This is a genomic window from Microbispora sp. ZYX-F-249 (assembly GCF_039649665.1).
Classification (GTDB): Bacteria; Actinomycetota; Actinomycetes; order Streptosporangiales; family Streptosporangiaceae; genus Microbispora; species Microbispora maris.
The window spans coordinates 185,824-208,547 of record NZ_JBDJAW010000010.1 but is presented as its reverse complement, the minus strand read 5'-3'; the positions used below and the strand labels follow the sequence as shown (position 1 = coordinate 208,547).

Below are 22,724 nucleotides of genomic sequence, written 5' to 3'. Positions count from 1 at the left end.
TTGGCCAAAGGACCGGCACTCTGTCGGTATATGTACTCTAAAGGGGAGTTTGATGCCGTGCTGGGCATTTAGGGTTGGGCTCACGAGAATGTGTGTGACGCCCGACTGACGCACGTGTGACCGAACTGCAACGTGCCGGAGACTCCTCTGGTGCGTCCGGTAAGGGATGCTCCGGACGACTGGCAGGACGTCAGCTGGTTTGACGATGCCCGGCAAACCGGGTGCTAACCAGCGCGAACGCCCATCCTTAGAGGGAGGACCAATCCACTATGCGCGTGACTAAGGGCGCTAAGATCGCCACCGGCACCGCGCTGCTTGCGCTCGGCGTCGCCGCGTGCGGCGGGGGCGGCGGCTCCAGTAGTAGCGGCGGCGGGGACAACCCCCGGGCCGCCTCGGGAACCGTCTACATCCGTGGCTGTGAGCCCCAGACCGGCTTCGTCCCCGGAAACATCAACGAGACCTGCGGTGGCACGATCAATGACTTCGTGTACAGCAAGCTCGTGCAGTACAACTCGGACACGGCCGCCCCCGAGCTCGACCAGGCCGAGTCGATCGAGACCACCGACAACAAGGTGTGGACGATCAAGCTCAAGCCCGGTCTGAAGTGGACCGACGGCACGCCGGTCACCGCGAAGAACTACGTCGACGCCTGGAACTACACCGCCTACTCGCCGAACGCCCAGCTCGGCAGCTTCTGGTTCGGTGACATCGTGGGCTTCGACAAGGTCAACACGCAGGACCCCGACGGCCCCGACGGGCCGAAGGAGGCTCCGAAGCCGGAGACCGACAAGCTGGAGGGCCTGGAGGTCGTCGACGACCTCACCTTCAAGGTCACGCTGACCGCGCCGATCTCGGTGTTCCGCACCAAGCTGGGATACTCGACCTTCTCGGCGCTGCCGGAGGCCTTCTTCAAGGACCCGAAGGGCTTCGCGCAGAAGCCGATCACGAACGGCCCCTTCAAGTTCGTGCAGTGGGACCACAACTCGCAGATCATCGTCGAGGCCAACCCCGACTACCCCGGGCCGGAGAAGCCCAAGGTCAAGAAGATCGTCTACAAGATGTACAAGGACGACAACGCGGCCTACGCGGACCTGGTCTCCAACAACCTCGACTTCACCGAGCTGATCCCGCCGTCCGCCCTCGCCGGCGACAAGTGGAAGACCGACCTCGGCGACCGCGCCATCGACGGCCAGCAGGGCGTCATCCAGACGCTGACCTTCCCGGTGTACGACAAGGAGTTCGGCGGCAACGCCGACTTCCGCAAGGCGGTCTCGTACGCGATCGACCGGAAGACGATCACCGAGAAGATCTTCAACAAGGGCCGTAGCCCGATCAACGGCTGGGTCTCCCCGATCGTCGAGGGCTTCAAGGACGGCGCCTGCGGCGACCTGTGCACCTACAACCCCGCCAAGGCCAAGGAGCTCCTCGCCAAGGCCAAGTCCGAGGGCTACACCCCGCCGGCCGAGTTCCCGATCTGGTCCAACGCCGACGGCACCCACAAGGACTGGATCGAGGCCACGGTCAACAGCATCAACCAGGCCTTCGGTCCCGACGCGGGCGTGAAGTTCGTTCACAAGGACATGCCCACCTTCGCCGAGCTGCGTGACACCATCACCCAGCACAAGATCAAGGGCGCGTTCCGCACCGGCTGGCAGATGGACTACCCGCACATCGAGAACTTCCTGAACCCGCTGTACAAGACCGGCGCCTCCTCGAACGACGGTCTCTACAGCAACAAGGCCCTCGACGCGAAGCTCCACGAGGCCGACACCGCCACCGACCCCGCGCAGGCCAACGCCCTTTACCAGGAGGCCGAGGCTATGCTGCAGCAGGACATGCCCGCGATTCCGCTGTGGTCCTACGGCCTGCAGGCCGGCACCTCCAAGTGGGTGACCGGCGTGAAGGTCACCCCCTTCGGCGTGCTCGACCCGCTGTCGATCGCGATCAAGGAAGCGTAGGACAGCTCGTACGTGAACCCCCCGAGGCCGGTTCCCCCACCGGGGCCGGCCTCGTGGGCTGTCCATTCGCGAACTCCGTGTTGACCCACGGGGGGCGCATGTACGACCTTTAGCGTCAGATCGGAGGTGCGCATGGGCCGATACGCGATCCGGCGCCTGCTGCAACTCGTGCCTGTCGTGCTCGGCACGACGTTCATCATCAACTACATGGTCTGGCAGCTCCCGGGCGACCCGTTCGCCGGGAGATGCGGCCAGCGGCCATGCCCGGACTCCTACGTCACGGCCATGCGCGAGCAGTTCGGCCTGGACCAGCCGCTCCTGCTGCAGTACTGGAACTTCCTGAAGAACCTGTTCACCGGCAACCTCGGCACCGACTTCAACGGCGTGTCGGTCGCGACCCAGCTCGGCGACGCCTGGCCGATCACCATCAGGCTCGCCCTGATGGCGGTGGCCTTCGAGGCGATCATCGGAATCGGCGCCGGCGTGCTGTCGGGCCTCAAGCGGGGCGGCTTCATCGACAACGTGGTGACGCTCTCCACGCTGTTCCTGCTCTCCCTGCCGATCTTCGTCACCGGCTACCTGCTGCAGTGGGTGCTCGGCGTGCAGCTGCACGTCATCGAGCCGACCGTGACGGACGCGGCGACGGTCCCCGAGCTGATCGTCCCCGCGCTCGTGCTGGCCAGCCTCAACATGGCGTTCACCGCGAGGCTCACCCGTACGAGCATCGTGGAGAACCTGCGCTCCGACTACGTGCGCACGGCCGTGGCCAAGGGACTGAGCAACCGGCGGGTGGTCGGGATCCACCTGCTGCGCAACTCGCTCATCCCGGTGCTGACGTTCCTCGGCACCGAGATCGGCTCGCTGATGTCCGGCGCGATCATCACCGAGGGCATCTTCAACATCCACGGCATCGGCGGCCTGCTGTGGCGGGCCATCAACGGTCAGGACTACACGATCGTGGTCCCCGTGGCCACGCTGCTCGTGCTCGTGTACCTGATCTCCAACCTGCTCGTCGACCTCCTCTACGGCGTGCTCGACCCGAGGATCCGCTATGAGTGACCCGACCGCGACGCAAGACCTGATCAAGGGAGCGGACGACCCGGCCGCCAGCCCGGTCGCGGTCCGGGAGAGCCAGCGCAGCCTCTGGCGCGACACGTGGGACATCCTGAAGCGACGCAAGATCTTCTGGGTCTCGCTCGTGATGCTGATCGTGTTCCTCCTGATGGCGGCCTTCCCGTCGCTGTTCACGCACAAGGACCCGGAGTACGCGACGCTCGCCAAGAGCATGGAGCTGCCGAGTTCGGAGGCCTGGTTCGGCTACGACCTGCAGGGCCGGGACGTGTGGGCCAGGACCATCTACGGCGCCCGCACCTCGATCATCGTGGGCGTGCTGGCCACGCTGGCCACCGTCCTGCTCGGCGGTCTGACCGGCGTGCTGGCGGCCTACTTCGGGCGCTGGCTCGACGCGATCATCTCCCGCGTCGGCGAGATGTTCCTCGGCCTGCCGTACGTGCTGGGCGCGATCATCATCCTCGGCACCGTCGCGCCGGCCCAGTCGAACCCCGGCAAAGCGATGATCATGGCGGTCGTCATCATCGTGCTCGCCCTGCTGGGCTGGCCGATTCTGATGCGCATCGCCCGCTCGGCCGTCATCCAGGCCAAGCACCAGGACTACGTGCAGGCCGCCAGGGCGCTCGGGGCCGGCCCGCTGCGGATCATCTTCCGGCACCTGCTCCCGAACTCGCTGGCGCCGATCCTCGTGTACGCCACGATCACGATCGGCAGCTACATCGGCGCCGAGGCCACGCTGTCGCTGCTCGGCATCGGCCTGCGCTCGCCGGTCATCTCCTGGGGCATCGCGATCGCCGACCACACCTCGTACCTGAGGACCGGTCCGCACGCCATGTTCTTCCCGGCCGCGTTCCTGTCCCTGTGCGTGCTGACCTTCGTCATGCTCGGCGAAGCCGTACGCGACGCCCTCGACCCGAAGCTTCGATGAGGAGGCACAGCGAGTGACGGAAGTGCTTTCCGAGCAGATGGCCAGGGGCTCTCACGGCGGCGCCCTGCTGGAGGTCGACGACCTCCACGTCGAGTTCCGCACCCGGGCGGGCGTGGCCAAGGCCGTCAACGGCGTGACCTACAGCGTGGACGCCGGCGAGACCCTCGCCGTGCTGGGCGAGTCGGGCTCGGGCAAGAGCGTCACGGCCCAGACCATCATGGGCATCCTCGACATGCCTCCGGGGAAGGTGGCCGGCGGTGAGATCCGCTTCCGCGGCGTCGACCTGCTCAAGCTCCCCGAGGACCAGCGCAGGAAGATCCGCGGGGAGGGCATCTCCATGGTCTTCCAGGACGCGCTGTCCGCGCTGAACCCGGTCTTCCCGGTCGGCTGGCAGATCGCCGAGATGTTCCGCATGCACCGCGGCACCTCGCGGGCGGAGGCGAAGAAGAAGGCCGTCGAGCTGATGGACCGGGTCAGGATCCCGGCCGCCAAGGACCGGGTCAACGACTTCCCGCACCAGTTCTCGGGTGGTATGCGGCAGCGCATCATGATCGCCATGGCGATCGCGCTCGACCCGGAGATCCTGATCGCCGACGAGCCGACCACGGCGCTCGACGTGACCGTCCAGGCCCAGATCATGGGGCTGCTCGCGGAACTGCAGCGCGACAGCAACATGGGCCTGATTCTGATCACCCACGACCTCGGCGTCGTCGCCGACGTCGCGGACAAGATCGCGGTCATGTACGGCGGGCGCATCGTCGAGAACGCGCCGGTGCACGAGCTGTACAAGAACCCGGCCCACCCCTACTCGAAGGGGCTGCTCGAATCCATCCCCCGGGTGGACCAGAAGGGCCAGGAGCTGTACGCCATCAAGGGCCTGCCGCCCAACCTGCTGGAGATGCCGACGGGCTGCGCCTTCCATCCGCGGTGCCCGTACCGGCGGGACAACTGCGTGACCGACGTTCCCCCGCTGTACACGATCAGTGGCGACCGCGGCAGCGCCTGCCACTACTGGAGGGAGGTCATCGATGAAGGCGAGCGCTGAGTCGATCCTCGAAGTCCGCGACCTGGTCAAGCACTTCCCGCTCACCCAGGGCGTCCTCGTCAAGCGGCAGATCGGCGCGATCAAGGCCGTGGACGGGGTCTCCTTCGACCTGCACCGGGGTGAGACGCTCGGCGTCGTCGGCGAGTCGGGCTGCGGCAAGTCCACCCTGGCCAAGCTGCTGATGGCGCTGGAGCGGCCCACGTCGGGCTCCGTGCGCGTCCACGGCAGGGACATCACCACGGCCAGGGGCGCGGAGCTCAAGCGGATGCGCCGCAACATCCAGATGGTGATGCAGGACCCCTACACGTCGCTGAACCCGCGGATGACCGTCGGCGACATCGTGGGGGAGCCGTTCGAGATCCACTCGGACGTCGTGCCGAAGGGCGGCCGGCGGCGCCGGGTGCAGGAACTGCTCGAGGTGGTCGGCCTCAACCCCGACCACATCAACCGCTACCCGCACCAGTTCTCGGGCGGCCAGCGTCAGCGGATCGGCATCGCCCGCGGCCTGGCGCTCCAGCCTGAGATCATCATCTGCGACGAGCCGGTCTCCGCGCTCGACGTGTCGATCCAGGCCCAGGTGATGAACCTGCTGGAGCGGCTGCAGAACGAGTTCGACCTCGCCTACATCTTCATCGCGCACGACCTGTCGGTGGTCCGCCACATCTCCGACCGGGTCGCGGTGATGTACCTCGGCAAGATCGTCGAACTGGGCAGCGACGCCCAGATCTACGACAGCCCGACGCATCCGTACACGCAGGCGCTGCTGTCGGCCGTGCCGGTGCCGGATCCGGAGGGCCGGGAGACGCGCCAGCGGATCATCCTTCAGGGCGACCCGCCCTCGCCCGCCAACCCGCCCTCGGGCTGCCACTTCCGCACCCGGTGCTGGAAGGCGCAGGACATCTGCGCCCAGCAGGCGCCGGCGCTCGAGGTGCGCCCGGGCAGCGATCACCCCAGCGCCTGCCACTTCGCCGAGGCCCGCGACGTGGTGAACGCCCAGTAGGACGGACCGGCCGGGTCAGCGCCCGGGCGACAGCCGTACGTGCGCGCCCGGGGGCAGACCCAGGCGGTCGGCGGCGTCCCCGGCGTTGATCGCCAGCGCGACCAGGCCGGCGGAGTCGGCGAACGCCACCAGGTCGCCGGGCGGCACCGCGGTGAACGTCTCGCGGAACGGCACGGTGACCTGGCGGCGCCCGAGCCACACGGCGAGGGTGTCGCCGAGTCGCACGCCGAGTTCGGCCAGGTCGGTGCCGGTGATCGACAACTGGACGTTGCCGTGCCTGTCCACCGACAGCACCTCGCCCTCCGCCGCGCCGTCCCGCAACCGGCAGGTCGGCGCGGGCAGGGTCACCAGGCGGTTCACCGGCATGGGCGGGCCCACGTCGGCCACCGCGCGGCCGGTGCACAGGTGGGCGGCCACCGGGGCGAACAGATCCCGTCCGGGGAACGTCGGAGAGACGCTCTCCAGGAACAGGTCCGTGTTCGTCAGCTCGTAGGCCGCGTCGGCGCCTCCGGCGGCGCGCACCGCCCACGACAGGATGCCGTTGTCCGGGCCGAGGAACACCCGTCCTCCGGCCTCCACCGCGACCGGGCGCCGGTTGCCGCCCACGGCGGGATCGACGACCGCGAGATGGACGCCGGCCGGCAGATAGGGCAGGGTCTGCGCGAGGATGGCCGCGCCGCGCCGTACGTCCCCGGCGGGGACGAGGTGACCCACGTCGATGATCCGAGCCTGCGGAGCGATGCCCGCGATCACGCCGTGGCACGCGGCGACGAACCCGTCCTCCAGCCCGTAGTCGGTCAGGAGCGTGATTACAGAGCTCACATCACGTGACACTACGTCCGTCCCGCCCGGCCTGAACACCCCGGGTTCGCCTCGCTGGTTCGCGCATTACCATGGGACGGGCTCGCGAGCCGATCGAGGAGGAGCGGATGGACACCGAACCGGCCGGCGACGACGGGCCCGGCCTCTCGGACCGCGACCGCGAGATGCTCGCGTTCGAGCGCCAGTGGTGGCGTTACGCGGGCGCCAAGGAGCAGGCGATCAGGGAGTCCTTCGGCATCTCCGCGACCCGGTACTACCAGTTACTCGGGGAGCTGATCGACCGGCCGGAGGCGCTGGAGCACGACCCCATGCTCGTCAAACGTTTACGCCGGATGAGGGCCGGCAGGCGGCGCGACCGCTCGGCCCGCCGCTTCGGACTCAACTCCTAGTGCCCCCTCCCGCCGATGTCCGCTCCGTCCGGGCGGATCATGCCGGTCGTGGCATCGGCTTTCCCCTTCGCATGCATGAGCCCCGGCACCGGGGCATGAGGTCGTCTCGGAGCGTACGCATCTGACCCCCTTCGGAGTGAGGCCATGACCCTGCCCGCGCACGCAGGACTCGACGCGATCGTCTCCGATCCGGCCGGCGCCGTGATCGGGCTCGACTACGACGGCACGCTCTCCCCGATCGTGCCCGACCCCGCCGCCGCCCGGGTCCATCCCGGCGTACCCGGCGTGCTGGCCGCCCTCGCGCCGCTGGTGCGCGCCGTCGTGATCGTCACGGGCCGCCCGCCGCGTACGGCGCTCGCCCTCGGCGAGGTCTCCGGCGGGCCGTCCCTCGCCGACGTGCCCGGCCTGGTGATCCTCGGCCACTACGGACTGGAGCGCTGGGAGGACGGCCGTCTGACGGCGCCGCCGCCCCCGCCGGGGCTCGATTTCGTCCGCGCCCGGCTGCCCGAGCTCACGGCGGGCCTCGACGGGGTGTGGATCGAGGACAAGGACCGGGCCGTCGCCGTGCACACCCGGCGGTGCGCCGATCCCGCGGGGGCGCTGGAGGCGCTGCGCGGGCCGGTCGCGGCGCTGGCCGGGGAGGCCGGGCTGGTGGTCGAGCCGGGCCGCATGGTGCTGGAGCTCCGGCCGGCCGGGATGGACAAGGGACGGGCCCTGTCGGCCTTCCTCGCCGAGCGCACCGCCCGCTCGGTCATGTTCGTCGGAGACGACCTGGGGGACCTCGCCGCCTTCGGCGCGGTCGAGACGGCCGGGATCCCGGGCGTACGCGTGTGCAGCGGGTCCACGGAGGTGACCGCGCTGGCGGAGCGCGCCGACGTGGTGGTGGACGGGCCGGACGGCGTCGTGGCACTCCTCGGCGATCTCGTGACAAGGATGGGCAAGCCGTCTGCAACCCGCCGGGCGTAACGTCCTGGGCATGAGGAAGACGATCTCGGCCGCGGCGGCCGGCCTGGCCGTGCTCGCGGCGTCCCTGGCGGTTCCGGGGGCGGCGTCCGCGAGCGACGGCGCGGCCACCAAGACGCTGCACCTGCGCAAGGGCCTGACCCTCAAGATCCCCTCGTCCTGGCGGGTCGACGCCGACCGCGCGGACTGGCTGCGCGTCATCACCGGCTCGTGCCCCACCGAGGGCACGGACACGTACGGCTTCCGCGACTCGGGGTGTCACAGCTTCTGGATCCTCGGCCCCAAGGCCATCGAAGTGGGCCATGAGCTGTTCCGGGCGTACACGCCGGACGGCCCGTTCTACCCGGCCACCGACGTCGGGCCCTGCCCGGTCGAGAAGAAGCTCTACCTCGGCCGCACCACGCTCGCCGAAAGGGGACTGCGGCAGGTCGGGCCGGGGCACAAGGCCGACTACCGCGACTGGGCGGGCACCTGCAGGACCCTGACCTCGGGCACGGTGAAGGCCCGGTTCAACCAGCGCGAGTGGTACCTGCCGACGTCGCGGATCCTGGTGGTCGACCAGTGGGACCACCCGCAGCTGGCCGCGATCCTGAAGAAGGCGACCTGGAGCTGAGCACTTGGTGATCTCCTGCCTATCCGCTCGCAAGTCGTCCGCAAGTGACCGCGCCTAGTGTTTCCGGCATGTTCAGAAAGACGATCTCGACCGCGGCGGCCGGCCTGGCCGTGCTCGCGGCGTCCCTGGCGGTTCCGGCGGCGGCGTCCGCGAGCGAGAGCGGCGGCACCAAGCAGGTCTCCCTGCGGAGTGGCCTGACCCTCACGATCCCCAAGTCGTGGAAGGTGGCCAAGGACGACAGGGACTGGGTGCGCGTCATCACCGGCTCGTGTCCCACCTTCGGCACCGAGGACTACGGTTTCCGCGACTATGGGTGCCACGGTTTCTGGATCCTGGGCCCGAAGGCGCTCAAGATCGGGGGGCACACGTTCCAGTCCTACAAGTCGAAGTACGGATTCGACCCGGCGACCGACGTCAGCATCTGCCCGAAGAGCTACAAGCTGTACAAGGGCGAGTGGAAGGTCGCGGACAAGGGGCTGCGGCAGGTCGGGCCCGGACACAAGGCGGACTACCACAGGTGGGCGGCGACCTGCGTCGACAAGAAGGGCCGGGTCAAGCTGCACTACAACCAGCGTGAGTGGTACCTGCCCTCGTCGAAGATCCTGGTCCTCGACCAGTGGGACCACCCGCAGCTGGCCGCGATCCTCAAGAACGCGACCTGGAACTGACCGGTCCGGGACTCAGGACCGCGACCGGGATCCGACGACTCCGCCCGCGGCCACCGCGATCAGGGCGGGCGCGAGCAGGAACGCCGTGTGCGTCCCGAAGCCGTCCCCCAGTGCGCCGAGCACGAACGGCCCGCTGCCCGAGCCCACGCCCGCCCAGATCGAGGCCGTGCCGGACGCCTGGTCCGGCCGGCCTCCCGACACCTCGATCATGCGGGTCAGGCCCATGGGGAACTGGACCGAGATGCCGAGCCCGCTGAGCGCGAGCCCGGCGTAGCAGACCGGCGCCGAGGTCCCGGTCCAAAACAGCGTCCAGCCGGCCAGGGTCACCCCGAGCGAGCCCAGCAGCACCGCTCCCGGCGCGAAGCGCAGGGCGAGCCGGGCGCCGCCGAACCGGCCCGCGGCCATGCCGGCCAGCATCGCGGTCAGCCCGGTCGCCGCCACGCCGGGCGACAGGCCGGTCCGCTGGCCGAACAACGCGGCGGCCCACAGGTTGAAGGCGAACTCCAGGGCCACACAGCACAGCAGCACGAAGCCGGCGACGTGGAAGCGCCAGCCGTACGGGACCCGTAGGGAGGCCGCGGGCGACGGCGGCGGGGCGGGCGCCGGAGGCACCCACACCCGGCCCATGACCAGTGCCAGCAGAAGGGTGGCCGCCACCGGCGCGAACAGCGAGGGGCGCCAGCCGATGGACGACTCGGCCGCCACGCTGAAGACGTAGGTGGTGGCGATGCCGGCGGTGACGCCGACCGCGTTGGCCTCGCTGATGACGGCCGCCCCGGCCGGGCCGTGGTGGTCGCTGAGCACCGCCATCATCACGTACAGGGCCGTCGAGCCGCAGCCGCCGGCGAGGGTGAAACCGGCGAGCGTGAGCGGAAGCGAGTGCCCGAACGCGACGAGGAGCACACCGGCGTTCATCCCGGCCAGGCCGCCCCAGGTGACGACGCGGCGCCCGAGTCGCCTGGTCAGCGTGGGCAGGGCCAGCCCTCCGGCGATGCCGCCGAGCGCCATCCCGGTGCCGTGCAGCCCGGCGACGGCCTGGGACACGCCGAGTTCCGCGCGCAGGAGCGGCACGGCGGCCGACAGTCCGTACAGGTAGGTGGCGAAGGTGGCGAGCTGCAGGTAGATCAACCAGGTGGGGCCGTCCCTGGTGACCTTTATGGTGCGTTCCAAAACCAGGCAAGACTAGCGCAACGACGACAGAGCCTTGATCGCGGCCCGCGTTCAGTGCAGCGCGGCGAGCTGGTCCTCGAACCAGCGCTGGGGCGGCAGGGCGGTGGCGGCCTCCCGCAGCCGCAGGCCGCGCCTGAGACGCTCCTGCTCCGGCAGTGTCAGCGCCTCGTGCAGCGCGGCCGCCGTGCCGGACACGTCGTACGGGTTGACCAGCAGCGAGTCGGCCCCCAGCTCGGCCGCCGCGCCCGCCTCGCGCGACAGCACCAGCGCGCACCGGGGCGACAGGATCGGGCCCTCCTTGGCCACCAGGTTCATGCCGTCCCTGATCGGGTTGACGAGCAGGACGTCGGCCAGCCGGTAGGCGGCCAGGGAGCGCGGGTAGTCGTCGTTGACGTTGAGGATGAGCGGGTCCCAGTCCTCGGTGGCGTACTCGTCCTCGATCTCCTTCGCGCAGCGCTGCACGGCCGCCGTGTATTCGCGGTACTCGGGCAGGTCGTGCCGGGAGGGGTAGGCGAACGCCAGGTGGACGACCCGGCCGTGCCACTCGGGATGGGCGGCCAGGAACTCCTGGTAGGCCCGCAGGCCGCGCACGATGTTCTTGGACAGCTCGGTGCGGTCGATGCGCACGATCAGCCTGCGGTCGCCGACGTGGTCCCTGATCGCGGTCATGTGCGACTCGACGTCCGGCTCGGCCGCCCGCGCCCGCAGCGCGTCCCCGTTCACCCCGAGCGGGTGGACGCCGATCCTGGTGGTCCGCCCGTCGTAGGTCACCGTACGGGTGGCGTGGTCCACCCGGGCTCCGAGCAGCACCTCGCAGCAGTCCATGAATGAGCGGGCCCAGCGCGCGGTGAGGAACCCGGCGTGGTCGGCGCCGAGGATGCCGGTCAGCACCTCCGCCGCGACGTCCTCGGGCAGCAGCGCGAAGTATTCTGGCGGCGCCCAGGGGGTGTGCGAGAAGTGGCCGATGCGCAGGTCGGGCCGGTCGACCCGGAGCATCGCCGGGGTCAGCGTCAGGTGGTAGTCCTGCACCATGACGCGCGCCCGGGGCGCCGCCTCCTCGGCCAGGGCCAGCGCGAAGGCCCCGTTGTAGGTGCGGTACGACTCCCACTCGCGCCGGAACCGCGTGCCGAACTCGGGGGAGAAGGGCGTGTTGTACAGCAGGTGGTTGACGAACCAGAGGGTCGAGTTGGCCACGGCGTTGTAGGCCCGGTGGAAGACCGCGGGCGGGATGTCCAGCATGCGGATCGGCCCCGTCTCGAAGGCCCGGTCGAGCCTGCCGCCGGGCGCCTGACGCACCGCGCCCCGGTCGCCGTCCGACAGCGCCGCGCAGACCCACAGGACGTCGGTGTCCCTGACGACCTCGGACAGGCCCGAGACCAGGCCGCCACCGCCCCTGCGCATGGTCAGGCCGCCGTCCTCCGACAGCGTGAAGGACACCGGGCCCCTGTTGGACGCGATAAGAACGGTGCTGCTCATCTGGGCTGTCCCTCGATCAGAGCGGGCGCGCATGCCGGAAGATTAATAAAAGCCGACCTCCGTCAATAGGATGTCAACCGATCGCGGGAGGGCTGGATACGGCATGGCACTGGACGACACGACCGAGGACCTGGCCCGTTCGGCTGCCCAGGGGGACCATCGCGCGCTCGGTGAACTGCTGCGGCGCATCGAGCCCGACGTGCTGCGGCACTGCGAGAGGCTTCTACCGTATCGGCAGGACGCGGAGGAGGCCGCGCAGGACACGCTGCTCGCCGTGGCACGCAACATCGCCAGGTTCGAGGGGCGCGCCAAGTTCAGCACCTGGCTGCACATCGTGACCGTGAACTGCGCCAGGACCACCTACCGCTCACTGAAGCGGCGCTCGTCGGAGCAGGCGGAGGAGCTGCCCGACCAGCGGCCCGATCCCCGGCGGGTGAGCGTCATCGCCGGCTCGCGGCTCGACCTGCTCGACGCGATGGAGGCGCTGGAGGCCGAGCGGCCCGACCTCGCCCAGGCGCTCGTGCTGCGCGACATCTGCCAGCTCGACTATGCGGAGGTCGCCGACCAGCTGAAGATCCCCCTCGGAACGGTCAAGTCCCGGATCCACCAGGCGCGCAAGTACGTGCAGACCGCCCTCGGCGAGGCGTACGGCTGATACGAATCGTCTCGTGATGTGAGACGTCGGAACGGACACCGAGGACGCCGGGGTACAGTGCTAGAGACCTTTCTCGGAAAGGTTCCACAACTGAACATGCTCATCCAGAGGGGTGGAGGGACCGGCCCTGCGAAGCCCCGGCAACCTCCCCGGTGTCGAACTCGTGTCCACGAGGCCCGGCCGGGACAGGTGCCAATTCCGGCTCGCGGCCAGGGTGGTCGCGAGCGAAGATGAGGGAAAGGCCTCGCTTCATGGCGCACACCAGCACTGCCGCTAACACCGCCGCGAACACCGTCGAGTTCGGCCCCGCCACGGGTCTTTCGTGTCGCGAATGTGGCACTCTTTACGAGCTCGGCCCGATCTTCGCCTGTACGGAGTGTTTCGGCCCCCTTGAGGTGGCGTACGAATTCGGCGAGATCCGCCGGGAGGACATCGAGTCCGGTCCGGCGAACATCTGGCGGTACCGCTCCCTGCTCCCCGTCCCCGCCGACGTGGCGGCCAAGCCCAACCTCCAGCCCGGCTGGACCAAGCTCGTGAAGGCCGACAGGCTGGCGGCCGAGCTGGGGCTGCGGTCGCTCCACGTCAAGGACGACTCCGGCAACCCCACCCACTCCTTCAAGGACCGGGTCGTCTCGATCGCGCTGGAGGCCGCGCGCAACTTCGGCTTCCACACCCTGTCGTGCTCCTCCACCGGCAACCTCGCCGGCGCGGTGACCGCGGCCGCCGCCCGGGCCGGACTGGACGCCTGCGTGTTCATCCCCGCCGACCTGGAGCCGGCCAAGGTCGTCATGGCCGCGGTGTACGGCGGCCGCCTGGTCGCCATCGACGGCAACTACGACGAGGTCAACCGCTTCTGCTCGGAGCTCATCGGCGACGAGCTGGGCGAGAAGTGGGGCTTCGTCAACGTCAACCTCCGGCCCTTCTACGCCGAGGGCTCCAAGACGCTGGCGTACGAGATCGCCGAGCAGCTCGGCTGGCGGCTGCCCGACCAGATCGTCATCCCGGTGGCCTCCGGTTCGCAGCTCACGAAGATCGACAAGGGCTTCCGCGAGCTGATCAAGCTGGGGCTGGTCGAGGATCGGCCGTACCGGATCTTCGGCGCGCAGGCCGAGGGCTGCTCGCCGGTCTCCCGGGCGTTCAAGGCCGGGCAGGACGTGGTGCAGCCGGTGCGTCCCGACACCATCGCCAAGTCGCTGGCGATCGGAAACCCGGCGGACGGGCCGTACGTGCTCGACATCGTCCGGCGGACGGGCGGCGCGGTGGAGGACGTGAACGACCAGGAGGTGGTCGAGGCGATCCGCCTGCTGGCCAGGACCGAGGGCGTCTTCGCGGAGACGGCGGGGGGCGTCACGGTCGGCGTGCTGCGCAAGCTGGTGCGCGAGGGGCGCCTCGACCCCGACGCCGAGACCGTGGTGCTGAACACCGGCGACGGGCTCAAGACGCTCGACGCGGTGGCCGAGCACGCCCGCCCCACCGCCGTCATCCGTCCCTCTCTCGACGCGTTCCGTGCGGCATTCGCCAACTGAAAGCGTTTCACAAGGCCCATCGGCAGCAACGAAAGCGAGTGAACAATGAGCGTTTCCGTGCGGATTCCGACGATTCTCCGGACGTACACCAACGGAGCGGCGGAGGTGAGCGGGGAGGGGGGAACGCTCCGCGAGGTCCTGCAGAAGCTGGACGCGGACTACCCCGGCATCGGCGGGCGCATCCTGGACGAAACGGGTAAGATTCGGCGTTTTGTCAACGTCTACGTCGGAGAAGAGGATGTCCGATTCGCCGATGGTCTGGACACCGCCACACCGGACGGGGTGCAGATTTCGGTCATCCCCGCCGTAGCCGGAGGCTGAGCCGCCGCACCGGCGCCGAGCACCTGACATGCACTTCTATCGCGAAAGAAGTCGGGCGGTGCTATGGCAAATGGTGTAGCTCTCAACTATTCAACAGCAAAGTGAAAATTCTTCGGTCCCGCTTTGAGCGAACGCCAAGTAGTAGTTTGCGGATTGACTCTGTTGTCCTACGCCTTGACACGGGTATGGTCGAGGACGATCGACAAAACCGGGGGCTTCTTGGTGGTCCCCAGCCCAGCAAGAGGAGTCGGAAGTGGCGCAGGGCACCGTCAAATGGTTTAACGCGGACAAGGGCTACGGCTTCATCGCGGTAGACGGTGGGAAGGACGTGTTCGTCCATTACTCGGCAATCATGATGGACGGCTACAAGGCCCTCGAGCAGGGTCAGCGGGTTGAGTTCGACATCACGCAGGGTCAGAAGGGCCCCCAGGCGGAGGCCGTACGGGCCGTCTGATCCCGTCATCGACCTTGGAAGGCCCGGCGCACGGCATCCCGCGCGCCGGGCCTTCCGCTGTGTTTCCCGCTTCACCGTCGGGGCGCTCACTCCCGGCGGGGTCGTGCCGGAGGCGCGCCAGGAACACGGCCCTCGTCGCGTGCTCGCTCGTTCCTCGCTGCGCGCGCTCCTCAGTCCAGACCGGCGGCGCGCCCCCCGGCTCGCTCGGTGTTCCCCGCTTCGCGCTGCTTCTGGACATACCGTCCAAGCTGGTCAGGGTGGCTTCCGCTTGCACTCTCGGGGGGAGAGTGCTAAATACTTGTTTGGCACTCTGAGGTCGAGAGTGACAACAATCGGGATCGGGGCGATGGGGCCCGCGCAGGGATAGCGGGCTCAAGCCGTCGCGGGCGTCGGCTCGGTCCGTTGAAGACACCCTGCTACTGGGAGGTCTAGCCTAATGGCAGCCAAGATGATCGCGTTTGACGAGGACGCCCGGCGCGGTCTCGAGCGCGGTATGAACCAGCTCGCCGACGCCGTGAAGGTGACCCTCGGCCCGAAGGGCCGCAACGTCGTGCTGGAGAAGAAGTGGGGCGCCCCCACGATCACCAACGACGGTGTCTCCATCGCCAAGGAGATCGAGCTCGAGGACCCGTGGGAGAAGATCGGCGCCGAGCTGGTCAAGGAAGTCGCGAAGAAGACCGACGACGTCGCCGGTGACGGCACGACGACGGCTACCGTGCTCGCTCAGGCGCTGGTCCGCGAGGGCCTGCGCAACGTGGCCGCCGGCGCCAACCCGATGGCGCTGAAGAAGGGCATCGAGGCCGCCGTCGAGCGCGTCAGCGAGGAGCTGTCGAAGCTCGCCAAGGACGTGGAGACCAAGGAGCAGATCGCCTCCACCGCCTCCATCTCCGCCGCCGACACCGAGATCGGCTCCCTCATCGCCGAGGCGATGGACAAGGTGGGCAAGGAAGGCGTCATCACCGTCGAGGAGAGCAACACCTTCGGCCTGGAGCTGGAGCTCACCGAGGGTATGCGCTTCGACAAGGGCTACGTGTCCGGCTACTTCGTGACCGACCCGGAGCGCATGGAGGCGGTCTTCGAGGACCCGTACATCCTGATCGTCAACTCCAAGGTATCGGCGAACAAGGACCTCCTGCCGCTGCTCGACAAGGTCGTGCAGTCCGGCAAGCCGCTGGTCATCATCGCCGAGGACGTCGAGGGCGAGGCCCTGGCGACCCTGGTCGTCAACAAGATCCGCGGCCTGTTCAAGTCCGTGGCCGTCAAGGCCCCCGGCTTCGGCGACCGCCGCAAGGCCATGCTGGGCGACATCGCCACCCTCACCGGTGGCCAGGTCATCAGCGAGGAGGTCGGTCTCAAGCTCGAGAACGCCACCCTCGACCTGCTCGGCCGCGCCCGCAAGGTCGTCGTGACCAAGGACGAGACCACGATCGTCGACGGCGCCGGTGACGCCGAGCAGATCGCCGGCCGGGTCAACGAGATCCGCGCCGAGATCGAGCGCACCGACTCCGACTACGACCGCGAGAAGCTCCAGGAGCGCCTCGCCAAGCTGGCCGGCGGCGTGGCCGTCATCAAGGCCGGCGCGGCCACCGAGGTCGAGCTCAAGGAGCGCAAGCACCGCATCGAGGACGCCGTCCGCAACGCCAAGGCCGCGGTCGAGGAGGGCATCGTCCCCGGCGGTGGCGTGGCCCTGCTGCAGGCCGGCGCCAACGCGTTCGACAAGCTCGAGGTCAACGGCGACGAGGCCACCGGTGCCGCGATCGTCCGCAAGGCCCTCGAGGAGCCGCTGAAGCAGATCGCCGTCAACGCCGGCCTCGAGGGCGGCGTCGTGGTGGAGAAGGTCCGCAACCTCCCGGCTGGTGAGGGCCTCAACGCCGCGACCGGCGAGTACGTCAACATGTTCGAGTCCGGCATCATCGACCCGGCCAAGGTCACCCGCTCGGCGCTGCAGAACGCGGCGTCCATCGCGGCGCTGTTCCTGACCACCGAGGCCGTCATCGCCGAGAAGCCCGAGAAGGAGAAGGCCCCCGCCATGCCCGGCGGCGGCGACATGGACTTCTGATCCATCAGCCTGCTTCGTCTCAACGGAAGGGCGGTTCCCCGCGGGGGGAACCGCCCTTTCCCGCTGTGCGCCTCAGGCTCAGGTGAGGCGCCTGACCCAGCGGGCGCAGTCGGTCTGCATCGCGTATCCCGCCGACGTCCAGGCGTGGTGCGCCAGGGTGTTGTCGTGCAGGACCATCGCGTCCGCGCGGAACGCACCGAATCGCCGGAAGCGCTCCTCGGCGGCCCGGATCAGCCGCGAGCCGATGCCCATGCGCCGGTGGGCCGGGTCGACGGCGAGCCGGTAGAGGTGCGCGCGCCAGCCGTCCCAGCCGGCGATGAGCGTGCCGACCATCCGGCCGTCGACCTCGGCGATCAGCAACGCCTCGGGATCGCGCTCGATCAGGGCCACGACCTTGGCGGCGTCGTCGTGTCTGTCGGTGTTCTCCGCGGCCTCCCGCCAGAACCGCAGGACGGCCTCGACGTCCTCCGGGACGCCGTTGCGAATTCGTACGTCGGGTGCGCTCAACGCAGCTCCTCGGGCAGGTCGCGGCTGTGCAGGATGGTCAGTGACGTCACGGCCCGGGTGAGGACCACGTAGAGACGGGCGAGACCGCGTTCCTCCGCCTCCGCGATGGCGGCGGGCTCGGCGACGATCACATGGTCGTACTCCAGACCCTTGGCGAGCGTCGCCGGCACCAGCAGCAGCCGGTCGTCGCCCGTCGAGTCGGGGCCGAGCACCGCGTGCGGCACCTGCGCGGCGTCCAGCGCCGCGGTGAGGGCCGGTACGTCCGCGTCCGCGGCGATGACGCCGATCGACCCCTCCTGTGCGAGAGCCTGCCGTACGGCCCCGGGAAGCGCGGCGGCGACGTCGGCCTCGCGGCGCACGGACAGGGAGCCCGCGCCGGGACGCAGCGAGCGCGGCGGGGCCAGCTCCGGCGCGACGGAGGGCAGCAGCCGCGCCGCGAAGTCGAGGACCTCGCGGGGCACGCGGAAGCCGAGCGTGAGCTCGGTGACCTCGCCCGACGGCTGGCCGAGGTGGTCGAGCACGGTCTTCCACGAGCGTGCCGACCAGGGCGTGGTGCCCTGCGCGAGGTCGCCCAGCACGGTCGCCGAGCCCGTGCGGCAGCGGCGTCCGAGCGCGCGCAGCTGCATCGCCGACAGGTCCTGCGCCTCGTCCACCACGAGGTGTCCCTGGGACGGCGTCCGCTCGATCAGGTCGCCGAGCTCGTCGAGCAGGGCCGCGTCGGCGGCCGTCCACTTGGCCGACCGATGCGACTTGTACGGCTTGCGCCACAGGATGAGCCGCTGTTCCTCGGGAGAGAGATCCGACCGGGCCGCTCGGGCGAGGAACTCGGGGTCCGACAGCAACCGGAACAGCACCTGCTCGGGGGTGAGCTTCGGCCAGACGGCGTCCAGCACGGCCTTGACCGGCTTCGACCGGGCCACCGCGTCCTGCACCCGGTCGTCGGGCGACTCGCCACGCCGTTCCATCTGGACGAGCACGGCGTGGGCGAGCCGCTGGGCCAGGGTGGTGCGGCCCGGGCCGTACCTCGTCGTGCCGCGCAGTGAGGCGACGATCTCGCGGACCTCGTGATCGGGCACCCGGTAGCGGTTGATGCCCTTGGTGAACAGCACCCCTTCGACCGGCTTGGCGACGTGCAGCCACAGGGCCCGCTTCACCACCTCGGCCATGCGTGCGTCGCCCTTCACGGCCGCCGCCGCGGGGTCCTCCGGATGGGCGTGGTCGCCCAGGACGCCGGCCACCGTCGTCTGGTCGACCTTCACCTCGCCGAGCGCGGGCAGCACCGAGGAGATGTAGGCGAGGAAGGCCCGGTTGGGCCCGACGATCGTGACGCCCGAGCGCGACAGCTTCTCGCGGTGCGTGAACAGCAGGTAGGCCGCGCGGTGCAGGCCCACGGCCGTCTTTCCGGTGCCCGGCGCGCCCTGCACGCAGACGGTGACGCCGAGGTCCGCGCGGACGATCTCGTCCTGGTCGGGCTGGATCGTCGCGACGATGTCCCGCATGGGGCCGGTGCGGGGCCGCTCGATCTCCTCCGTCAGCAGCCTGCTCTGCCCGAGCGCCCTGCCGTCGAGCGGCTCGTCCTCGTACGCCGTGAGGTCGCCGCCCTGGTAGCCGAACCTGCGGCGCAGCCGGACGCCCATGGGGTCGGCGGGGCTGGCCTGGTAGAAGGCGCGCGAGATCGGGGCGCGCCAGTCGATGACGAGGGGCCGGCTGCTCTCGTCGTGGACGTGCCGGCGTCCGACGTAGATCATGCTCGGCAGGTCGTCATCGGCCGCGCGGTCCAACCGGCCGAAGAACAGCGGCGCGTCGGGGTGGTCGGCCAGGGCGGCCACTCTCTGGTCGAGCAGGCCCTGCAGGACCTGTTGCGACACCCAGTCGCCGGCGGCGTCCGCCGACAGCGACTGCGCGTGCTCACGCATCGCGCGGAGCGCGGCACGGGAGGCCGCCAGATGGGCGCGCTCGTCTTCGAGCACATTTCCGGGCATGCGGAAAACTCCTCCGGACATGACGAGGACAGGACTGGTGGAAGCGGGAAGCACAAGAGCTTAGCGACGGACCTCGCGATGCCGAAACGGTATTTCTCGCGCGTGTCGCCGTTTCCCGGGGCGGGTATCTGTACCCGGGTGACGCGCACCGTGGTTCCTCCGGCGATCCAGGCGGCGGCGAGCCTGCTGCTCGCCACGCTGTGGGGGTTCGCGGTCTTCGGCGGCTGGAGCAGGCAGGCGTTCTGCGCGACGAGCCTGGGGCCCTCGCCGGGCTGCGCGGACCGGATCGCCTCGGTGATCGCGCTGTCCGTGCTGGTCGCGGTGGTCGCGGCATGCGCCACGGGGGTCGCCTGGTTCGGGCGGCGCGAGTCCCTGTACGGCGCCGCCGTGGTGGCCTGGGTCGTCGCCTTGGTGGTGCTGTTCGTCGGCGGCCTGGCCGCGCAGTGACCGTTGTCCCGGTGACCGTGTCCCGGTGACCGAGTCCCGGTGACCGTGTCGGGTCGCCGTGTCGGGTCGCCGCGTCCGGCGGCCGGTCGAGAACTTCCCGGCGGCCGAGGGGATGGCCTCTCCTCGGCCCGCCGGGGCAGCGTCATGCGGTAGTGGGGTGATTTGTCATGAAATGCCCTGTTATGTGAGCCTCGCATGCTCACCGGCAGGGCGGGACAAGGGATAACGACGAACCAGGAGTAAGACGAAAAATGCATATATTGCGTGATTCGCCTCGTCTGCTGGGTATTGCGGCCATCACGACTGCATCATGTGTGGGTAAGGCGCGAGGGGGTGACGTGGTGACAACGCCCAAGGGTATTTCCTGGATCTAGGGCCGCCATCGCCGTACGGGTGAGCGTCCGCGGGAGGGCGCCCGGAGATCGTGACGCGGCATGCGGGCTGGTCAGGCGTCCCCGGCAGCCCGAGAAGGGCGCCGCATACGGCTCGTCCTCACGCCCGTAGCGGCGCGCTCCAGGTCGGCCGCGCGGGCGAGCGTCCGTCGGCCGGAACTCACTCGGGGGCCTGGATCTTGCCGATGCCGAGTGTGGTGACGGCGGGCAGCAGGCCCGACTCGAACACCGCCCCGAGCAGTGGCAGGTTGAGCGCGGCCAGCCGCTCGGCCCCCGCGTCGCCGAGCGTTCGCCACGGGCCCGCGGCCAGTTCGTCGGTCATGCGCTCCACCTGGTCGCGCAGCGCGCGCCCCGCCGGAGTGGCCCTCCCCTCGCCGTCCACCAGGCCGCGTACGGCCAGCCGTTCGCGGGTGGCGGCCCACTCCTCGTCGGTCCAGCCACGGCCGGCGAAGTTCTCCGCCGGGGCCGCGCCCACGGCGGTCTACGACACCACGCGCAACGCCTCGCGCCGCTTCTGCGATCTGTCCTGCCAGAACCGCGCCAAGGCCAGCGCCTACCGGGCGCGGCGCCGGACGTGACCCGAGGGGGTCGTCACCTCGCCGGGTCCTCCTCGCCCACGTCGTCGGCGTCGATGATGTGGTAGGCGTACCCCTGCTCGGCCAGGAACCGCTGCCGGTGCGCGGCGAACTCCTGGTCGACGGTGTCGCGGCTGACCACCGAGTAGAACCGTGCGCCGCCGCCGTCCGCCTTGGGACGCAGCACGCGGCCGAGCCGCTGGGCCTCCTCCTGGCGCGAGCCGAACGTGCCGGAGACCTGGATCGCCACGGCCGCCTCGGGCAGGTCGATGGAGAAGTTGGCGACCTTGGAGACCACCAGCACCCGGATCTCCTTGTCGCGGAACGCCTGGAACAGCCGCTCGCGCTCCTTGACCTTGGTCTCGCCCTTGATCACGGGAGCGTTCAGGTGCTCGCCCAGCTCGTCGAGCTGGTCGATGTACTGCCCGATCACCAGCACCTGCTCGTCCGCGTGCCGCCGCACCAGCGCCTCGGTCACCCTGGTCTTGGCGGGCGTGGTCGAGCAGAACCGGTAGCGCTCGTCGCTCTCGGCCATGGCGTAGGCCAGCCGCTCGTCGTCGCTGAGCGTCACCCGCACCTCGACGCACTCGGCGGGGGCGATGTAGCCCTGGTTCTCCATCTCCTTCCAGGGCGCGTCGTACCGCTTGGGGCCGATGAGCGAGAAGACGTCGCCCTCCCGGCCGTCCTCGCGCACGAGTGTGGCGGTGAGGCCGATGCGCCGCCGGGCCTGCAGGTCGGCGGTCATCCGGAAGATCGGCGCCGGCAGCAGGTGGACCTCGTCGTAGACGACCAGCCCCCAGTCGCGGGCGTCGAACAGCTCCAGGTGCCGGTACGTGCCCTGCCGCCGGGTCGTCATGACCTGGTAGGTGGCGATCGTGACCGGGCGGATCTCCTTCTTGGTGCCGGTGTACTCGCCGATCTCGTCCTCGGTCAGCGAGGTGCGCCGGAGCAGCTCCTGCTTCCACTGGTGGGCCGAGACCGTGTTGGTGACCAGGATCAGCGTGGTCGCCCGGGCGTGTGCCATCGCCGCCGCGCCCACGATCGTCTTGCCCGCGCCGCACGGCAGCACCACCACGCCGGAGCCGCCGTGCCAGAAGGCGTCGGCCGCCTCCTTCTGGTAGGGGCGCAGTGTCCAGCCGTCCTCGCGCAGGTCGATGGGGTGGTGCTCGCCGTCGACGTACCCCGCGAGGTCCTCGGCCGGCCAGCCGAGCTTGAGCAGCGTCTGCTTGATGTTGCCGCGCTCGGAGGGATGCACGGCCACCACGTCGGCGCCGAAGCGCTCCCCGACCAGCGGCTGGATCTTCTTGGAGCGCAGCACCTCCTCCAGCACGGCGCGGTCGGTGCTGGTGAGCACCAGGCCGTGGATGGGGTGCTTCTCCAGGCGCAGCCTGCCGTACCGCGCCATGGTCTCCGCGACGTCCACGAGCAGCGCGTGCGGCACGGGGTAGCGGCTGAAGCCGATCAGCGCGTCGACCACCTGCTCGGCGTCGTGCCCGGCGGCGCGGGCGTTCCACAGCGCGAGCGGGGTGACCCGGTAGGTGTGGACGTGCTCGGGCGCGCGTTCCAGCTCCGCGAACGGCGCGATGGCCTTGCGGCACTCGTCCGCCCTGGGGTGGTCGACCTCCAGCAGCAGCGTCTTGTCGGACTGGACGATCAGCGGCCCGTCACTCAATGCCTGCTCCCCCTCGTACGGCTTACCGCAT

The 22,724-nt window shown here is 69.8% G+C and carries 23 protein-coding genes and 1 riboswitch; of the genes, 16 read left to right on the top strand and 7 right to left on the bottom strand.

Annotated features, from left to right (window positions below; all coding sequences use genetic code 11):
- Window positions 1-275: 275 nt before the first annotated feature.
- The 5 genes from AAH991_RS15180 to AAH991_RS15160 all read left to right on the top strand — a co-directional run bounded on the left by AAH991_RS15180 (window position 276) and on the right by AAH991_RS15160 (window position 6,002).
- Window positions 276-1,958, top strand: a complete 1,683-nt coding sequence (locus AAH991_RS15180; RefSeq protein ID WP_346226441.1) for a peptide ABC transporter substrate-binding protein — start codon at window positions 276-278, stop codon at window positions 1,956-1,958.
- Window positions 1,959-2,090: 132 nt separating this feature from the next.
- Window positions 2,091-3,017, top strand: coding sequence for an ABC transporter permease (locus AAH991_RS15175; protein WP_346226440.1), 927 nt, complete (start codon window positions 2,091-2,093; stop codon window positions 3,015-3,017).
- The gene (locus AAH991_RS15170) at window positions 3,010-3,957 is read left to right on the top strand and encodes an ABC transporter permease (RefSeq protein WP_346226439.1); all 948 of its coding nucleotides are present in this window, start codon (window positions 3,010-3,012) and stop codon (window positions 3,955-3,957) included. Before AAH991_RS15175 ends, AAH991_RS15170 begins: the two co-directional genes overlap by 8 nt.
- A gap of 13 nt (window positions 3,958-3,970) precedes the next feature.
- A complete protein-coding gene (locus AAH991_RS15165) occupies window positions 3,971-5,002 on the top strand; it encodes an ABC transporter ATP-binding protein (protein ID WP_346226438.1) in 1,032 nt (343 codons plus the stop codon).
- Window positions 4,986-6,002 (top strand): ABC transporter ATP-binding protein, encoded by a 1,017-nt coding sequence (locus tag AAH991_RS15160; protein ID WP_346226437.1) that lies wholly within the window; start codon window positions 4,986-4,988, stop codon window positions 6,000-6,002. Before AAH991_RS15165 ends, AAH991_RS15160 begins: the two co-directional genes overlap by 17 nt.
- A gap of 15 nt (window positions 6,003-6,017) precedes the next feature.
- On the opposite strand, the gene AAH991_RS15155 is transcribed toward AAH991_RS15160, so the two are convergent.
- On the bottom strand, window positions 6,018-6,824 hold the full coding sequence (locus tag AAH991_RS15155) for an SAM hydrolase/SAM-dependent halogenase family protein (protein WP_346226436.1): 807 nt from the start codon (window positions 6,822-6,824) through the stop codon (window positions 6,018-6,020).
- 107 nt (window positions 6,825-6,931) lie between these two features.
- Here AAH991_RS15155 and AAH991_RS15150 point away from each other — a divergent pair, with 107 nt between their 5' ends.
- The 4 genes from AAH991_RS15150 (at window position 6,932) to AAH991_RS15135 (ending at window position 9,457) form a co-directional block, all read left to right on the top strand.
- On the top strand, window positions 6,932-7,213 hold the full coding sequence (locus tag AAH991_RS15150; RefSeq protein WP_346226435.1) for a DUF3263 domain-containing protein: 282 nt from the start codon (window positions 6,932-6,934) through the stop codon (window positions 7,211-7,213).
- Window positions 7,214-7,357: 144 nt separating this feature from the next.
- A complete protein-coding gene (gene otsB, locus AAH991_RS15145; protein WP_346226434.1) occupies window positions 7,358-8,179 on the top strand; it encodes a trehalose-phosphatase in 822 nt (273 codons plus the stop codon).
- Between the two features lie 10 nt (window positions 8,180-8,189).
- A complete protein-coding gene (locus AAH991_RS15140; protein ID WP_346226433.1) occupies window positions 8,190-8,789 on the top strand; it encodes a hypothetical protein in 600 nt (199 codons plus the stop codon).
- A 68-nt stretch (window positions 8,790-8,857) separates the two neighbouring features.
- Window positions 8,858-9,457 carry a hypothetical protein gene (locus AAH991_RS15135; protein WP_346226432.1) on the top strand — a complete coding sequence of 200 codons (600 nt, stop codon included), beginning with the start codon at window positions 8,858-8,860 and terminating at the stop codon, window positions 9,455-9,457.
- A gap of 12 nt (window positions 9,458-9,469) precedes the next feature.
- On the opposite strand, the gene AAH991_RS15130 is transcribed toward AAH991_RS15135, so the two are convergent.
- Window positions 9,470-10,627, bottom strand: a complete 1,158-nt coding sequence (locus AAH991_RS15130) for an MFS transporter (protein ID WP_346226431.1) — start codon at window positions 10,625-10,627, stop codon at window positions 9,470-9,472.
- Window positions 10,628-10,678: 51 nt separating this feature from the next.
- Window positions 10,679-12,103 (bottom strand): alpha,alpha-trehalose-phosphate synthase (UDP-forming), encoded by a 1,425-nt coding sequence (locus AAH991_RS15125; RefSeq protein WP_346226430.1) that lies wholly within the window; start codon window positions 12,101-12,103, stop codon window positions 10,679-10,681.
- 103 nt (window positions 12,104-12,206) lie between these two features.
- Between AAH991_RS15125 and AAH991_RS15120 the strand changes: the two genes are divergently transcribed.
- The 5 genes from AAH991_RS15120 to groL all read left to right on the top strand — a co-directional run bounded on the left by AAH991_RS15120 (window position 12,207) and on the right by groL (window position 17,118).
- Window positions 12,207-12,758 (top strand): RNA polymerase sigma factor, encoded by a 552-nt coding sequence (locus AAH991_RS15120; RefSeq protein WP_346226429.1) that lies wholly within the window; start codon window positions 12,207-12,209, stop codon window positions 12,756-12,758.
- Window positions 12,759-12,855: 97 nt separating this feature from the next.
- Window positions 12,856-12,995: riboswitch (SAM riboswitch) on the top strand.
- Between the two features lie 14 nt (window positions 12,996-13,009).
- Window positions 13,010-14,284 (top strand): threonine synthase, encoded by a 1,275-nt coding sequence (gene thrC / locus AAH991_RS15115; protein WP_346226428.1) that lies wholly within the window; start codon window positions 13,010-13,012, stop codon window positions 14,282-14,284.
- A 45-nt stretch (window positions 14,285-14,329) separates the two neighbouring features.
- The gene (locus AAH991_RS15110; RefSeq protein WP_030509193.1) at window positions 14,330-14,605 is read left to right on the top strand and encodes a MoaD/ThiS family protein; all 276 of its coding nucleotides are present in this window, start codon (window positions 14,330-14,332) and stop codon (window positions 14,603-14,605) included.
- Between the two features lie 253 nt (window positions 14,606-14,858).
- On the top strand, window positions 14,859-15,059 hold the full coding sequence (locus tag AAH991_RS15105; RefSeq protein ID WP_030509192.1) for a cold-shock protein: 201 nt from the start codon (window positions 14,859-14,861) through the stop codon (window positions 15,057-15,059).
- Between the two features lie 436 nt (window positions 15,060-15,495).
- On the top strand, window positions 15,496-17,118 hold the full coding sequence (gene groL / locus AAH991_RS15100; protein WP_346226427.1) for a chaperonin GroEL: 1,623 nt from the start codon (window positions 15,496-15,498) through the stop codon (window positions 17,116-17,118).
- Between the two features lie 78 nt (window positions 17,119-17,196).
- On the opposite strand, the gene AAH991_RS15095 is transcribed toward groL, so the two are convergent.
- Together AAH991_RS15095 and AAH991_RS15090 are read right to left on the bottom strand one after the other, a co-directional pair.
- Window positions 17,197-17,625, bottom strand: coding sequence for a GNAT family N-acetyltransferase (locus AAH991_RS15095; protein WP_346226426.1), 429 nt, complete (start codon window positions 17,623-17,625; stop codon window positions 17,197-17,199).
- The gene (locus AAH991_RS15090) at window positions 17,622-19,607 is read right to left on the bottom strand and encodes a HelD family protein (RefSeq protein WP_346226425.1); all 1,986 of its coding nucleotides are present in this window, start codon (window positions 19,605-19,607) and stop codon (window positions 17,622-17,624) included. Before AAH991_RS15090 ends, AAH991_RS15095 begins: the two co-directional genes overlap by 4 nt.
- Before the next feature lie 138 nt (window positions 19,608-19,745).
- Here AAH991_RS15090 and AAH991_RS15085 point away from each other — a divergent pair, with 138 nt between their 5' ends.
- Window positions 19,746-20,054 carry a hypothetical protein gene (locus AAH991_RS15085; RefSeq protein WP_346226424.1) on the top strand — a complete coding sequence of 103 codons (309 nt, stop codon included), beginning with the start codon at window positions 19,746-19,748 and terminating at the stop codon, window positions 20,052-20,054.
- Between the two features lie 552 nt (window positions 20,055-20,606).
- Here the strand turns inward: AAH991_RS15085 and AAH991_RS15080 are convergent.
- Complete coding sequence (locus tag AAH991_RS15080; RefSeq protein ID WP_346226461.1) at window positions 20,607-20,921, bottom strand: helix-turn-helix domain-containing protein; 315 nt, start codon at window positions 20,919-20,921, stop codon at window positions 20,607-20,609.
- Here AAH991_RS15080 and AAH991_RS15075 point away from each other — a divergent pair.
- Window positions 20,857-21,024 carry a CGNR zinc finger domain-containing protein gene (locus AAH991_RS15075; protein WP_346226458.1) on the top strand — a complete coding sequence of 56 codons (168 nt, stop codon included), beginning with the start codon at window positions 20,857-20,859 and terminating at the stop codon, window positions 21,022-21,024. The two genes, AAH991_RS15080 and AAH991_RS15075, sit on opposite strands and share 65 nt — an antisense overlap.
- A 13-nt stretch (window positions 21,025-21,037) precedes the next feature.
- Here AAH991_RS15075 and AAH991_RS15070 read toward each other — a convergent pair whose 3' ends face one another.
- On the bottom strand, window positions 21,038-22,693 hold the full coding sequence (locus tag AAH991_RS15070) for a DNA repair helicase XPB (protein ID WP_346226423.1): 1,656 nt from the start codon (window positions 22,691-22,693) through the stop codon (window positions 21,038-21,040).
- Window positions 22,694-22,724: the final 31 nt, after the last annotated feature.

Excerpts from the sequence above, each read along its gene's own strand:
- AAH991_RS15175 (WP_346226440.1), top strand. The coding sequence starts at position 2,091 with ATGGGCCGATACGCGATCCGGCGCCTGCTGCAACTCGTGCCTGTCGTG.
- AAH991_RS15170 (WP_346226439.1), top strand. The coding sequence starts at position 3,010 with ATGAGTGACCCGACCGCGACGCAAGACCTGATCAAGGGAGCGGACGAC.
- AAH991_RS15160 (WP_346226437.1), top strand. The coding sequence starts at position 4,986 with ATGAAGGCGAGCGCTGAGTCGATCCTCGAAGTCCGCGACCTGGTCAAG.
- AAH991_RS15150 (WP_346226435.1), top strand. The coding sequence starts at position 6,932 with ATGGACACCGAACCGGCCGGCGACGACGGGCCCGGCCTCTCGGACCGC.
- otsB (WP_346226434.1), top strand. The coding sequence starts at position 7,358 with ATGACCCTGCCCGCGCACGCAGGACTCGACGCGATCGTCTCCGATCCG.
- AAH991_RS15140 (WP_346226433.1), top strand. The coding sequence starts at position 8,190 with ATGAGGAAGACGATCTCGGCCGCGGCGGCCGGCCTGGCCGTGCTCGCG.
- AAH991_RS15135 (WP_346226432.1), top strand. The coding sequence starts at position 8,858 with ATGTTCAGAAAGACGATCTCGACCGCGGCGGCCGGCCTGGCCGTGCTC.
- AAH991_RS15125 (WP_346226430.1), bottom strand. The coding sequence starts at position 12,103 with ATGAGCAGCACCGTTCTTATCGCGTCCAACAGGGGCCCGGTGTCCTTC.
- AAH991_RS15120 (WP_346226429.1), top strand. The coding sequence starts at position 12,207 with ATGGCACTGGACGACACGACCGAGGACCTGGCCCGTTCGGCTGCCCAG.
- thrC (WP_346226428.1), top strand. The coding sequence starts at position 13,010 with ATGGCGCACACCAGCACTGCCGCTAACACCGCCGCGAACACCGTCGAG.
- AAH991_RS15110 (WP_030509193.1), top strand. The coding sequence starts at position 14,330 with ATGAGCGTTTCCGTGCGGATTCCGACGATTCTCCGGACGTACACCAAC.
- groL (WP_346226427.1), top strand. The coding sequence starts at position 15,496 with ATGGCAGCCAAGATGATCGCGTTTGACGAGGACGCCCGGCGCGGTCTC.
- AAH991_RS15090 (WP_346226425.1), bottom strand. The coding sequence starts at position 19,607 with ATGCCCGGAAATGTGCTCGAAGACGAGCGCGCCCATCTGGCGGCCTCC.